Source organism: Rhodocyclus purpureus (assembly GCF_016653115.1).
In the GTDB taxonomy this organism is placed as follows: Bacteria; Pseudomonadota; Gammaproteobacteria; order Burkholderiales; family Rhodocyclaceae; genus Rhodocyclus; species Rhodocyclus purpureus.
In genome coordinates, this window is record NZ_NHRX01000056.1 from 1 (window position 1) to 12,603 (window position 12,603).

The following is a 12,603-nucleotide window of genomic DNA, read 5'->3' on the forward strand; positions in this document are numbered from 1 at the left end:
GCGCTGTACTCAAGTTCGGAGAAGGTGGCTTGCATGGTCGGTCACGAGCGTGAGGCAGGGCGTCATTATCTCAAAGAGCGGCTGCCGACGGCAGGCGTCGGCTGGTTTCGATTAAATCAGTGCTTCCCTAACGAACCCGTTTTACCAACTCAAAATTCAAAAGATGCAAATCTTTTCCAAGGGGCCCGCCAAAAGAATGAGGCACAGAGCCTGGTTTACGCCCTGCACCTCACTTTTTCAACAGATTAAGGAAACGGCTCGCGGGTAACCGGGGCTTTGTTCTGGTCGTCAGGGAGCGCTCAGCCGCGCGGCGGGACGTAGCCCTGGACGTTGTCGGCGCCGCCGCCGAAGAAGTGCTTCTCGACCTGCTCGGCGAGGTACTTGCGGTGCGCCGGGTCGGCGAGTTGCAGGCGGTTCTCGTTGATGATCATCGTCTGCAGGCGAATCCACTGTTGCCAGGCTTCGGCCGAGACGTTCTCGAAGATGCGGCGGCCGAGTTCGCCGGGATAGGGCGGCACGGCGAGGCCTTCAGCCTCGCGTCCGAGTTTGACGCAGTTGACCATTCTTGCCATGAAGTTCGCTCCGCAATCGGGGTTGAAGTTGGTCGCCGATTATAGCGCGGCCGTCGCGGGCGCCATCACAGGGTCTTGATGAACACCTTGGAGCGGCGCTGCAGGTTGTAGACGAGGCGCTTTTCCGAGGGCAGGTCGGCGACCTTGGCCTCGACGAAGCCGCGCTCGCGGAACCAGTGCGCGGTGACGGTGGTGAGCACGAACAGGCGGCGCACGCCGGCGGCGCGCGCGCGCGCCTCGATGTGCTTCATCAGCTTTTCGCCGTAACCCCAGCGGCGGAATTCGGCATGCACGGCGAGGCAGGCGAGTTCGGCCTGCGACTCGCTGTAGGGGTAGAGCGCGGCACAGCCGACGATCATGCCGTCGTGCTCGATCACCGAGAACTGCGTGATCTCGCGTTCGAGCAGTTCGCGCGAACGGCGCACCAGCGTGCCCTCCTCTTCCAGCGGTTCGATCAGCGCGACGAGGCCGCCGATGTCGTCGGGGCGCGCGTCGCGCAACTTGTCGAGCGACTCGCGGGTGATGACGGTACCGACCCCGCTGCGCGAGAACAGCTCGCGCAGGAGCGTTCCGTCCTCGTCGTAACCGATCAGGTGCACGCGACCGACGCCGGAGCGCGAGGCACGCACCGCGCAGGGCAGGTAGCGCTTGAGATCGTTCGACAGCCAGTCGCCGATGCGTAGCAGGCGTTCGGCGGCATCGCTGGTGAGCTCGTCGAGCAGGCTGCCGTCGATGTCGGTGGCACCGCGGCTGTCGGCCATGTAGATGAGCTTGTCGGCGCCGAGCGCGATCGCCGCCGCTTCGGCGACTTCCTCCATCGCCAGGTTGAAGATCTCGCCGGTCGGGCTCGATCCGAGGCAGGAAAGCAGGACGATGTTGCCGATCCCGAGTTGCGCACGGATGCCCTCGGCGTCGACCTTGCGCACCTGGCCGGCGTACTGCATGTCGACACCGTCGAGGACGCCGACCGGTTTGGCGGTGATGAAATTGCCGCCGACGACACGGATCGTGCTGTTGGCCATCGGCGTGTCGGGCAGCCCCTGAGACAGCAGCCCTTCGATCTCGAGCGCGACGCTGCCGACCGCGTCGATCACGCAGTCGAGCGTGGCGGCGTCGGTCACCCGGTAGCGGCCGTGGTAGGCCGAGGGCAGGTCCTTCTCGCGCAACTCCTCCTCGATCTGCGGCCGCGCACCGTGCGCCAGCACCAGCCGGATGCCGAGCGCGGCGAGCAGGTTCACATCGTAGGCGAGGGTGCGCGCCAGCGGACCGGCGATCGCCTTGCCGCCGAAAGCGATGACGAAGGTCTTGCCGCGGAAGAGGTTGACGTAGGGCGCCACCGAGCGGAACAGGGTGACGAAGTCGGCGGGACTCAATTCTTCGGACATGGCTCGTTCATTCCTTCCCTTGGAGCTTCTCGGCCTTGGCCGACTTTTTCCCGGACTTCCCGGTCTTCTGCGCCTTTTCGGCCTTTTCGACCTTTTCGGCTTTCCCTGCCTTGCTGCCCGGCTCGATCCCGAGCGCCTTTTCCAGGCGTTCACAGACGTTGCGCAGGATCTTCACGCGTGCGAAATTCTTGTCCTCGGCTTCGACCAGGACCCAGGGCGCCTGCCCGGTGCTGGTGCGGTCGATCATGTCGCAGATCGCGCTGTGGTACTCCGGGCGCCGGGCGCGGTTGCGCCAGTCGTCGTCGGTGATCTTGAAGTGCTTGAACGAGATCTGCTCGCGTTCCTTGAAGCGCCGCAGCTGTTCCCCGTCGCTGATCTCCAGCCAGAACTTGACGACGATCGCTCCGGACTCCTCCAGTTCGTGCTCGAAGTCGTTGATCTCGCTGTAGGCGCGCAGCCAGTCGGCTTCGGCGCAATAGCCTTCGACGCGCTCGACCAGCACGCGGCCGTACCAGCTGCGGTCGAAGATCGCCACCCGCCCGACACGCGGGACGTGCCGCCAGAAGCGCCACAGGTAGGGCTGCGCCCGCTCCTCCTCGGTCGGCGCGGCGATCGGGACGATCTGGTACTGGCGCGCGTCGAGCGCTGCACTGATGCGGCGGATGGCGCCCCCCTTGCCGGCCGCATCCCAGCCTTCGAGCGCGACGATCAGCGAGCGCTTCCTGAATCCCGGATGACGCACCAGCTCGGCGAGCCGCCCCTGCCATTGCGCCAGCTCGTCCTCGTAGGTCTCGTGGTCGAGCTTCTGCCCGAGATCGAGCGCGGAGAGCACGTCGAGCCGGTCGATCTTCGGCGGCAGCGGCGGTGCCACCGGCACATGCTGCAGGCCGGGGTCGGCGAGGCGCTTCTGCAGCGCGTCGAGGATGACCTTGCCGACGGTCAGCGCGCGGTAGCGGTCGTCGGTACCCTCGACGACGATCCACGGCGCCCACGGCGTGTTGGTCATGCGCAGCACGTGGCCGGCGGCGTCCTGCAGCTTGTCGTAGGTCTTCAGCCGCTCCCAGCTCTCCCCGGTCACCCGCCAGGCGGTATGCGGGTCCTTCGCCAGTGCCTTCAGGCGCTGCTTCTGCCCGTCCTTCGACAGGTGGAACCAGAACTTGAGCACCAGCGCGCCTTCGTTCACCAGCATCGCCTCGAAGCGGTTGATCTGGTCCATGCGCTGGTCGAGGTCCCCCTTGGCCAGGTGGCCGAGGATGTGATCGCGGATCGGATCGGAATACCAGGAGCCGGCGAAGATTCCGGTCCGCCCCCTGGGCGGCAGCGCGCGCCAGTAGCGCCACATGTAGGGGCGCTCGCGTTCCTCGTCGCTCGGCGCCGAGAAGGCCAGCGTGGACAGGTAACGCGCGTCCATCCACTCGTAGAGCACCTTGATCGTCTCGCCCTTGCCGCCGCCGTCGACCCCGCTGATCAGGATGACGACCGGGAACCTGCCCTGCTCGCGCAGCTCGAACTGCGCATCGAGCAGGGCTGCGCGCAGCTTCGGTGCCTCCTCGCGGAAGACCGCCTTGTCGATCCGGTGGCCGAGCTCTGCCGATTCGAACATGGTTTCAGCCTCCGCCGGAGCTACACCAATCGCCCCACAGGCACTGCAGCGCCGCCAGTGCCGCCAGCCCCGCCGTTTCGGTGCGAAGGATGCGCGGGCCGAGGCTGACGCCGGTGAAGCCCGCGCGCGCCGCCGCCTGCATCTCCTCGGGCGCGAGCCCGCCCTCGGCGCCGATCAAGAGTTCGACGCGTTCGCCGGCGGCCGGGCGTGGCAGACTGGCCAGGGTCGGTGCGGCGCCGGGCGCCAGCAGCAGGCGGCGCACGCCTGACGGCGCCGCTGGCTGCGCCAGCCAGCGTTCGAGGCCCTCGATCGCCCGCACTTCGGGCAGTCGGTTGCGCCCGCACTGCTCGCAGGCGGCGGCGACGACGCCGCGCCAGTGCTCGACGCGGCGGGCAGCACGCTCGCCTTCGAGGCGCAGGACGCTGCGCCGCGACGATACCGGGACGATCGCCGCAACGCCGAGTTCGACCGCCTTCTGCACCGTGAGGTCCATCTTGTCGCCCGACTGCAGCGCCTGCACCAGGGTCACCGACAGCGGCGACTCGCACTCGCGGTGCACGTGCTCGCCGAGTTCGACCCGCACCCGCTCGCGCTCGACCGTAACGATGCGCGCAGGATATTCGCCACCGCCGCCGTCGAACAGGGTGAGCGGATCGCCGACGCGCAGGCGCAGCGCGCGCACCGCGTGACGCGCGGCGGCCTCGGGCAGCAGCAGTGAGGTTCCGGCAGCGAGCGGAAGCGGGCAGTGGAAGCGGGGAGCAGTCATCGCTGTATTATCATGCATCGCCCGCGTCGAGCATAGGCGTCGCCCCGGACTGCTGCGGCATCGCGATCAAATCGTGCCGGCAGGGCCGATCATCCAGACTTCTTGAGGAGACTCGCACATGGCCGTCACCGCCCCGATCTGTGACTTCGGCTGGAAAGCACCGGACTTCGTCCTGCCCGACACCGCCGGCAAGAAACACTCGCTGGCCGACCTCGCCGGGCCGAACGGCCTGCTGGTGATGTTCATCTGCAACCACTGCCCCTACGTCAAGGCAGTGCTCGACCGCATCCTGCGCGACGCGCGCGAACTGCAGGCGCTCGGCGTCGGCGTCGTCGCCATCAGCAGCAACGATGTCGTCGCCTACCCGGAAGACTCGTACGAGAACATGCAGCGGCTCGCACGCGAGAAGGGCTTTCCCTTCCCCTACCTCCACGACGCCGACCAGTCGGTCGCGCGCGCCTGGGGCGCCGCGTGCACGCCCGACTTCTTCGGCTTCAACGCCAGCCTCGAACTCCAGTACCGCGGCCGCCTCGACGCCTCGGGGCGCGCGCCGGCGCCGCCGGATGCGCGCCGCGAACTGTTCGAGGCGATGCGCGAGATCGCCGCCAGCGGCCGCGGACCGCGCGAGCAGGTGCCGAGCATGGGCTGCTCGATCAAGTGGCGCGACCAAGCGTAGCCGTGCGGCTTTCCGCGCGATGCAGGCGCACTCGGCATGACAGGCGGCGCGGCCGCAGAGGTAAAATAGGCGATCGATGACATGCACCATTTCCCTTCCGTCTGCCGCCAGGAGAACCGTATGGCCCGAGTATCGCTTTCCCGCTACCTGATCGAACAACAACGCGAGCACGGACGCATCGACGCCGACCTGCGCCTGCTGATCGAAGTCGTCGCCCGTGCCTGCAAGCGCATCGCGATCGCCATCGGCAAGGGCGAACTCGGCGGCGTGCTCGGCTCGGCGGGCAGCGAGAACGTGCAGGGCGAGGTGCAGAAGAAGCTCGACGTCCTCTCCAATGAAATCCTGCTCGAAGCCAACGAGTGGGGCGGCCACCTAGCGGCGATGGCCTCCGAGGAAATGGACCACCCGCATCCGATCCCGAACCGCTTCCCGAAGGGCGAGTACCTGCTCGTGTTCGACCCGCTCGACGGCTCGTCGAACATCGACGTCAATGTCTCGGTCGGCACCATCTTCTCGGTGCTGCGCTGTCCGGAAGGCACGGTCGATCCGACCGAGGAAGCCTTCCTGCAGCCGGGCAGCAAGCAGGTCGCTGCCGGCTACGCGGTGTACGGGCCGACGACGCTGCTGGCGCTGACGCTCGGCGACGGCGTCGCCATCTTCACGCTCGACCGCGAACAGGGCTCCTTCGTCCTCACCAGCGAGAACCTGTCGATCCCCGCCGATGCCAGCGAGTTCGCGATCAACATGTCGAACCAGCGCCACTGGGAAGCGCCGATGCAGCGCTACGTCGCCGACCTGCTCGCCGGCGCCGAAGGCCCGCGCGGCAAGAACTTCAACATGCGCTGGGTGGCGTCGATGGTCGCCGACGTGCATCGCATCCTGACGCGCGGCGGCGTCTTCATCTACCCGATCGACGCACGCATCGCCAAGCAGGGCGGCAAGCTGCGCCTGCTCTACGAGGCCAACCCGATGGCCTTCATCGTCGAGCAGGCCGGCGGCGCGGCCACCACGGGCACCGAGCGCATCCTCGACCTGCAACCGACCAGCTTGCACCAGCGCGTCCCGGTGGTCCTCGGCGCGAAGAACGAGGTCGCGAAGGTCGCCGAGTATTACCGCGAAGCGTGAGGAAAATCCGGGCGGAGAATCTTCTCGGCGCGAATACGGTCGCGAAAGCCCCCCTGCCCGCTTGCCGAAAGGCATCGCCTTCCGGCCACAATTCGCGGCTGCCGCCGCTCCCACGAAAGGCTGCGGCGGAGCGGCGCGCTGCCGCTCGGTTGATAATCGCCCCTCAGTGACAGATAATTTCCTGTCTTGCTGTATGCAATACCTTTTCCCCACTCTTTAGGATCGGCAAACCAACGTGACTGTCGCCTTCACTCCCCTGACCGGCGCCCTGCGCGCCCTCGCCATCGACGCAGTCCAGAAAGCCAACTCGGGACACCCCGGCATGCCGATGGGCATGGCCGAGATCGCCGAAGTGCTGTGGCGCCGCCACCTGCGCCACAACCCGGCCAACCCGCACTGGGCCGACCGTGACCGCTTCGTCCTCTCCAACGGCCACGGCTCGATGCTGCTCTACGCGTTGCTGCACCTGACCGGCTACGACGTTTCGATCGACGACCTGAAGAACTTCCGCCAGTTCGGATCGCGCACGGCCGGCCACCCGGAAGTGGGCCACACGCCTGGCGTCGAGACGACCACCGGCCCGCTCGGCCAGGGCATCGCCAACGCCGTCGGCATGGCCATCGCCGAGACGATGCTGGCCGCCGAGTTCAACCGCCACGGCCACGAGATCGTCGACCACCACACCTACGTCTTCCTCGGCGACGGCTGCCTGATGGAAGGCGTCAGCCACGAGGCCTGCTCGCTCGCCGGAACGCTCGGCCTGGGCAAGCTGATCGTCTTCTACGACGACAACGGCATCTCGATCGACGGCCATGTCGAAGGCTGGTTCACCGACGACACGCCGGGCCGCTTCGCTGCCTACGGCTGGCAGGTGATTGCGAACGTCGACGGGCACGACCCGGCCGCCGTCGAAGCCGCCCTGCTCGCCGCGCGCGCCGAGAAGCACAAGCCGACGCTGATCTGCTGCAAGACGGTGATCGGTCTCGGCTCGCCGAACAAGGCCGGCACGCACGACGTGCATGGCGCCGCGCTCGGCGACGCCGAAGTCGCGGCGACGCGCGCGCACATCGGCTGGCAGCACCCGCCCTTCGAGATTCCCGCCGAAGTTCGCGACACCTGGAACGCGCGCGCCAAGGGCGAAGCCATCGAAGCCGACTGGAACAAGCGCTTCGCCGACTACGAAGCGGCCTTCCCGGCACTCGCCGCCGAGTTCAAGCGGCGCATGGCTGGCGAACTCCCCGACAACTGGCGCGCAACCGCGGCTGCAGCGCTCGCCCACGTCGTCGGCAAGGCCGAGAACATCGCCACGCGCAAGGCCTCGCAGAACGCGATCCAGGCGCTGGCGCCGCACCTGCCCGAACTGGTCGGCGGCTCGGCCGACCTGGCCGGCTCCAACCTGACGCTGTGGAAGCAGGCACAGGGCGTCGGCCCGCAAACGGGCGGCAACTACATCTACTACGGCGTGCGCGAGTTCGGCATGACCGCGATCGCCAACGGCCTCGGCCTGCACGGCGGCCTGATCCCGTTCACCGCGACCTTCCTCGTCTTCTCCGACTACGCACGCAACGCGATCCGCATGGCGGCGCTGATGAAGCAGCGCCAGCTGATGGTCTATACGCACGATTCGATCGGGCTCGGCGAAGACGGACCGACGCACCAGCCGGTCGAACACGTCGCTTCGCTGCGCCTGATCCCCAACGTCGATGTCTGGCGTCCGGCCGACGCGACCGAGACGATGGTGGCGTGGATCGCCGGCATCGAACGCAACGACGGCCCCTCGGTCCTCGCGCTGTCGCGGCAGAACCTGCCGACGGTCACCGCCGGCATCGACGGCGAGACGATCGCGCGCGGCGGCTACGTCCTTTCCGACTGCGCGGACGCACAGGCCGTGCTGATCGCCACCGGCTCGGAAGTGAAGCTCGCGCTCGACGCGCAGAAGGCGCTCGCCGCCGAAGGCGTGCGCGTGCGCGTCGTGTCGATGCCCTGCACCAGCGCCTTCGACCGCCAGGACGCCGCATGGCGGACGGCAGTGCTGCCGAAGGGCCTGCCGCGCGTCGCCGTCGAAGCCGGCATCGCCGACTTCTGGTGGAAGTACGTCGGTCTCGAAGGCGCCGTCGTCGGCATGACCCGCTTCGGCGAGTCGGCGCCGGCCGGACGCCTGTTCGAGCACTTCGGTTTCACGGTGGCAAACGTCGCCGCCTGCGTCAAGGCAGTCCTCTAGGCTCCGGCGACGGCCCGCGCGTACGCGGGCCGTGCTGCAGCCTGCCCGATTCATCGTTTCATTCCTCTCACTCCTGGAGCAAGAACAAAATGGCTATCAAAGTCGGCATCAACGGTTTCGGCCGTATCGGTCGCATGGTTTTCCGCGCTGCAGTCCAAGACTTCGCCGAGGACATCGAGATCGTCGGCATCAACGACCTGCTCGAACCCGACTACCTCGCCTACATGCTGAAGTACGACTCGGTCCATGGCCGCTTCAAGGGCGAGGTCGCGGTCGACGGCAACAACCTGATCGTCAACGGCAAGACCATCCGCCTGACCGCGGTCAAGGATCCGGCCGAACTGAAGTGGGACGAGGTCGGCGCCGACGTCGTCGTCGAATCGACCGGTCTCTTCCTGACCAAGGAAAGCGCTGCCAAGCACATCGCTGCCGGCGCCAAGAAGGTCATCATGTCGGCTCCGTCGAAGGACGACACGCCGATGTTCGTCTATGGCGTGAACGACAGCACCTACGCCGGCCAGACGATCGTCTCCAACGCCTCGTGCACGACCAACTGCCTGGCCCCGGTGGCCAAGGTGCTGAACGACAACTTCGGCATCAAGCGCGGCCTGATGACCACGGTGCATGCGGCGACGGCGACGCAGAAGACCGTCGACGGCCCGTCGAACAAGGACTGGCGCGGTGGCCGCGGCATCCTCGAGAACATCATCCCGTCCTCGACCGGCGCCGCCAAGGCCGTCGGCGTGGTCATCCCGGAACTCAACAAGAAGCTGACCGGCATGTCGTTCCGCGTGCCGACCTCCGACGTCTCGGTCGTCGACCTGACCGTCGAGCTGAACAAGGAAGCCTCCTACGCCGACATCTGCGCGGCGATGAAGGCCGCCTCGGAAGGCCCGATGAAGGGCGTTCTCGGCTACACCACCGAGAAGGTCGTCTCCACGGACTTCCGCGACGAGTCCTGCACCTCGGTCTTCGACGCCGAAGCCGGCATCGCGCTCGACTCCACCTTCGTCAAGGTCGTCGCCTGGTACGACAACGAGTGGGGCTACTCGTGCAAGGTCCTGGAGATGGTCCGCGTCATTTCCAAGTAAAGTTGCTGGAAAAAGGGGCGCTGCGGCGCCCCTTTTTTTCGCCTTGAAGATTGCGTGCTTGCCATTTAGACAAGACGTCGTTCTACCGGCTTCTACTCCATGCGGGTAATATCCTACTTTTCGCTTGCCCGCCAGACTGTAACAAACTAAGATACAACCGTGATCAAGAGCTTTCGCCACAAGGGAATCGAAACCTTCTTCAGGTCGGGAAGCAAGGCGGGCATCCAGGCAGCCCACGCCAACAGACTGGCGCGCCAGTTGAGTCAGTTGAACGAAGTGACCCGCCCCGAGCACATGGATGTCCCAGGCTGGAAGCTGCACGCACTGTCCGGCGATTTGGCTGGCCATTGGTCCGTCCGGGTCAGTGGCAACTGGCGCCTGACCTTCACCTTCGTTGGCGAAGACGCTGTTCTTGTCGATTATCAGGACTACCACTGAGGAGGCCCGCATGGCTCAGATGTTCAACCCGCCGCATCCCGGTGACACCCTCCGCGAAGATATCCTGCCGGAGATGGGCTTGAGCGTTTCCGAGGCAGCTCGACAACTCGGAGTCTCCAGGGTGCAACTGTCCCGCGTCCTGAACGGACGCGCGCCGATCTCTGCCGACCTCGCCTTGCGTCTCGAACAGTGGCTGCCCAATCCACCCGCAGACGTATGGTTGCGCATGCAGTTGGCGCACGATCTCTGGCAGGCGCGCCAGAGCGACAAGTTACCCAAGGTCGCGCCGGCACACGCGCAGCCAGCGCACACTTAGGACCCCTTCTCCAGCCCTCTGCCATTTTCACCCATCAAGGAAACTCATGACCATGAACTTCAAACGTCTCTCCGATCTCGATCTCGCCGGCAAGCGCGTCTTCATCCGCGCCGACCTCAACGTGCCGCAGGACGACAGCGGCGCGATCACCGACGACACGCGCATCCGCGCCTCGCTCGCCGGCATCAAGCTCGCGCTCGAACGCGGCGCGGCGGTGATGGTCACCTCGCACCTCGGCCGCCCGACCGAAGGCGCGCTGACCGCCGAAGACTCGATGGCGCCGATCGCCGTGCGCATCGGCGAACTGCTCGGCCAGCCCGTCCGCCTGATCGAGAACTGGGTCGACGGCGGCTTCAGCGTCGCTCCGGGCGAAGTCGTGCTGCTCGAGAACTGCCGCGGCAACAAGGGGGAGAAGAAGAACAGCGAGGAACTGTCGAAGAAGATGGCGGCCCTGTGCGACGTCTACTGCAACGACGCCTTCGGCACCGCGCACCGCGCCGAGGCGACGACGCACGGCCTCGCGCTCGCCGCACCGGTCGCCTGCGCCGGTCCGCTCCTGGCCGCCGAACTCGAAGCGCTGGGCAAGGCGCTGCTGGCGCCGGCACGCCCGCTAGTGGCGATCGTCGCCGGCTCGAAGGTGTCGACCAAGCTGACCATCCTCGACAGCCTCGCCGACAAGGTCGACCAGCTGATCGTCGGTGGCGGCATCGCCAACACCTTCCTGCTCGTCGCCGGCAAGAAGATCGGCAAGTCGCTGGCCGAACCGGACCTCGTCGAGGACGCGCGCCGCCTGCAGGAGAAGATGGCCGCACGCGGCGCGTCGATCCCGGTCCCGGTCGATGTCGTCTGCGCCAAGGAGTTCTCGCCGAACGCCGCAGCGACGGTCAAGGACGTCGCCGACGTCGCCGACGACGACCTGATCCTCGACATCGGCCCGAAGACCGCCGCCGCGCTCGCCGAGCAGCTGAAGAAGGCCGGCACCATCGTCTGGAACGGCCCGGTCGGCGTCTTCGAATTCGAGCAATTCGGCCAGGGAACGCGCACGCTGGCCAACGCCATCGCCGAATCGAACGGCTTCTCGATCGCCGGCGGCGGCGACACGCTGGCGGCGATCGCCAAGTACGACATCGCCGACAAGATCGGCTACATCTCGACCGGCGGCGGCGCCTTCCTGGAATTCCTCGAAGGCAAGACCCTGCCGGCAGTCGCTGCGCTCGAACAGCGCGCGTAAACGGAGAAGGGGGACGGCTGTCCGTCCCCCTTGCCGGTATTCCCTATTCGCGGCTTACGCCGCTCCCACCCCCGAAGCCCACGGCCAACGTGTGTGGGAGGGCAGGGAGGCCCGAATCGGGGACCTCCCAAGCCGCAGTCCCGGCTCAGATCAGGCCGCGCTCGCGCGCCAGCGTCAGCGCGGTATCCTCGATCATGTCTTCCTGACCGCCAACCATGCCGCGGCGACCGAGTTCGAGCAGGATCTCGCGCGCGCTGATGCCGTACTTCTTCTCGGCGCGCTTGGCGAAGAGCAGGAAGGACGAGTACACGCCGGCGTAGCCGAGCGTCAGCGAGTCGCGGTCGACGCGGATCGGGTGATCCATGATCGGCACGACCAGGTCCTCGGCGACGTCCTGGATCTTCGCGACATCGACGCCGGTCTCGATGCCCATCATCGCGCAGACGGTGACGAACACTTCCATCGGCGTGTTGCCGGCACCGGCGCCGAGGCCGGCAGCGGCCGCGTCGATGCGCGTCGCGCCGACTTCGACGGCGGCGATCGAGTTGGCGACGCCCATCGCCAGGTTGTGGTGGCCGTGGAAGCCGAGTTCGGTCTCGGGCTTCAAGGCGTCGCGCACGGTGCCGAGCTTCAGCTTCACGTCGGCGGGCAGCATGTGGCCGGCCGAGTCGGTGACGTAGATGCAGTTGGCGCCGTAGCCTTCCATCAGCCTGGCCTGGCTGACCAGCATCTCGGGGCTGGCCATGTGGCTCATCATCAGAAAGCCGACGGTATCCATCTCCAGCTTGCGCGCGAACTTGATGTGCTGTTCGGAGACGTCGGCCTCGGTACAGTGCGTGGCGACGCGGATGGTATTGACGCCGAGTTCGTGCGCCATCTTCAGGTGATCGACGGTACCGATCCCCGGCAGCAGCAGCGCCGAGATCTTCGCCTGCTTCATCAGCGGGATGACGGTCGACAGGTATTCCTCGTCGCTGTGCGCCGGGAAGCCGTAGTTGACCGAGGAGCCGCCGAGGCCGTCGCCGTGGGTGACCTCGATCAGCGGCACGCCGGCTTCATCGAGGCCGGTAGCGATGCTCTTCATCTGTTCGAGCGTCATCAGGTGGCGCTTGGGGTGCATGCCGTCCCGCAGGGTCATGTCGTGGACGGTGATTTTCTTGCCGCGCAAATTCATGGTCT

Annotated in this window: 13 protein-coding genes; 8 read left to right on the plus strand and 5 right to left on the minus strand. The window is 66.7% G+C overall.

Annotated elements, in window-relative coordinates:
- Positions 1-249, plus strand: a 249-nt coding sequence (locus CCR84_RS11025) for a hypothetical protein (RefSeq protein ID WP_207186277.1), incomplete at its 5' end; no start/stop codon positions are given.
- Positions 250-299: 50 nt separating this feature from the next.
- Here the strand turns inward: CCR84_RS11025 and CCR84_RS11030 are convergent.
- From CCR84_RS11030 to CCR84_RS11045, 4 genes are all read right to left on the minus strand, one after another.
- Positions 300-572 carry an oxidative damage protection protein gene (locus tag CCR84_RS11030; protein ID WP_201212209.1) on the minus strand — a complete coding sequence of 91 codons (273 nt, stop codon included), beginning with the start codon at positions 570-572 and terminating at the stop codon, positions 300-302.
- A 65-nt stretch (positions 573-637) separates the two neighbouring features.
- On the minus strand, positions 638-1,957 hold the full coding sequence (argA, locus tag CCR84_RS11035; protein ID WP_201212211.1) for an amino-acid N-acetyltransferase: 1,320 nt from the start codon (positions 1,955-1,957) through the stop codon (positions 638-640).
- 7 nt (positions 1,958-1,964) lie between these two features.
- Positions 1,965-3,560, minus strand: a complete 1,596-nt coding sequence (pap, locus tag CCR84_RS11040; RefSeq protein WP_201212213.1) for a polyphosphate:AMP phosphotransferase — start codon at positions 3,558-3,560, stop codon at positions 1,965-1,967.
- Between the two features lie 4 nt (positions 3,561-3,564).
- Positions 3,565-4,326, minus strand: coding sequence for a 16S rRNA (uracil(1498)-N(3))-methyltransferase (locus tag CCR84_RS11045; RefSeq protein ID WP_201212215.1), 762 nt, complete (start codon positions 4,324-4,326; stop codon positions 3,565-3,567).
- A 118-nt stretch (positions 4,327-4,444) separates the two neighbouring features.
- Between CCR84_RS11045 and CCR84_RS11050 the strand changes: the two genes are divergently transcribed.
- From CCR84_RS11050 to CCR84_RS11080, 7 genes are all read left to right on the plus strand, one after another.
- Positions 4,445-5,002 (plus strand): thioredoxin family protein, encoded by a 558-nt coding sequence (locus tag CCR84_RS11050; protein WP_201212217.1) that lies wholly within the window; start codon positions 4,445-4,447, stop codon positions 5,000-5,002.
- 120 nt (positions 5,003-5,122) lie between these two features.
- Positions 5,123-6,127 carry a class 1 fructose-bisphosphatase gene (locus tag CCR84_RS11055; protein ID WP_201212219.1) on the plus strand — a complete coding sequence of 335 codons (1,005 nt, stop codon included), beginning with the start codon at positions 5,123-5,125 and terminating at the stop codon, positions 6,125-6,127.
- Positions 6,128-6,362: 235 nt separating this feature from the next.
- The gene (gene tkt / locus CCR84_RS11060) at positions 6,363-8,348 is read left to right on the plus strand and encodes a transketolase (RefSeq protein WP_201212221.1); all 1,986 of its coding nucleotides are present in this window, start codon (positions 6,363-6,365) and stop codon (positions 8,346-8,348) included.
- Between the two features lie 89 nt (positions 8,349-8,437).
- Positions 8,438-9,439: a type I glyceraldehyde-3-phosphate dehydrogenase gene (gap, locus tag CCR84_RS11065; RefSeq protein WP_201212223.1), complete on the plus strand. Its 1,002-nt coding sequence runs from the start codon at positions 8,438-8,440 to the stop codon at positions 9,437-9,439.
- Positions 9,440-9,598: 159 nt separating this feature from the next.
- Positions 9,599-9,877 carry a type II toxin-antitoxin system RelE/ParE family toxin gene (locus CCR84_RS11070; RefSeq protein ID WP_201212224.1) on the plus strand — a complete coding sequence of 93 codons (279 nt, stop codon included), beginning with the start codon at positions 9,599-9,601 and terminating at the stop codon, positions 9,875-9,877.
- A gap of 10 nt (positions 9,878-9,887) precedes the next feature.
- Complete coding sequence (locus tag CCR84_RS11075) at positions 9,888-10,193, plus strand: HigA family addiction module antitoxin (protein ID WP_201212226.1); 306 nt, start codon at positions 9,888-9,890, stop codon at positions 10,191-10,193.
- Between the two features lie 52 nt (positions 10,194-10,245).
- A complete protein-coding gene (locus CCR84_RS11080; protein ID WP_201212228.1) occupies positions 10,246-11,424 on the plus strand; it encodes a phosphoglycerate kinase in 1,179 nt (392 codons plus the stop codon).
- Positions 11,425-11,569: 145 nt separating this feature from the next.
- Here the strand turns inward: CCR84_RS11080 and dmpG are convergent, their stop codons facing one another.
- Positions 11,570-12,598 (minus strand): 4-hydroxy-2-oxovalerate aldolase, encoded by a 1,029-nt coding sequence (gene dmpG / locus CCR84_RS11085; RefSeq protein WP_201212230.1) that lies wholly within the window; start codon positions 12,596-12,598, stop codon positions 11,570-11,572.
- Positions 12,599-12,603 lie beyond the last annotated feature (5 nt).

Bases quoted from the DNA above. Each gene is read 5' to 3' on its own strand.
- CCR84_RS11030 (WP_201212209.1), bottom strand. From the start codon at position 572: ATGGCAAGAATGGTCAACTGCGTCAAACTCGGACGCGAGGCTGAAGGC.
- argA (WP_201212211.1), bottom strand. From the start codon at position 1,957: ATGTCCGAAGAATTGAGTCCCGCCGACTTCGTCACCCTGTTCCGCTCG.
- pap (WP_201212213.1), bottom strand. From the start codon at position 3,560: ATGTTCGAATCGGCAGAGCTCGGCCACCGGATCGACAAGGCGGTCTTC.
- CCR84_RS11045 (WP_201212215.1), bottom strand. From the start codon at position 4,326: ATGACTGCTCCCCGCTTCCACTGCCCGCTTCCGCTCGCTGCCGGAACC.
- CCR84_RS11050 (WP_201212217.1), top strand. From the start codon at position 4,445: ATGGCCGTCACCGCCCCGATCTGTGACTTCGGCTGGAAAGCACCGGAC.
- CCR84_RS11055 (WP_201212219.1), top strand. From the start codon at position 5,123: ATGGCCCGAGTATCGCTTTCCCGCTACCTGATCGAACAACAACGCGAG.
- gap (WP_201212223.1), top strand. From the start codon at position 8,438: ATGGCTATCAAAGTCGGCATCAACGGTTTCGGCCGTATCGGTCGCATG.
- CCR84_RS11075 (WP_201212226.1), top strand. From the start codon at position 9,888: ATGGCTCAGATGTTCAACCCGCCGCATCCCGGTGACACCCTCCGCGAA.
- CCR84_RS11080 (WP_201212228.1), top strand. From the start codon at position 10,246: ATGAACTTCAAACGTCTCTCCGATCTCGATCTCGCCGGCAAGCGCGTC.
- dmpG (WP_201212230.1), bottom strand. From the start codon at position 12,598: ATGAATTTGCGCGGCAAGAAAATCACCGTCCACGACATGACCCTGCGG.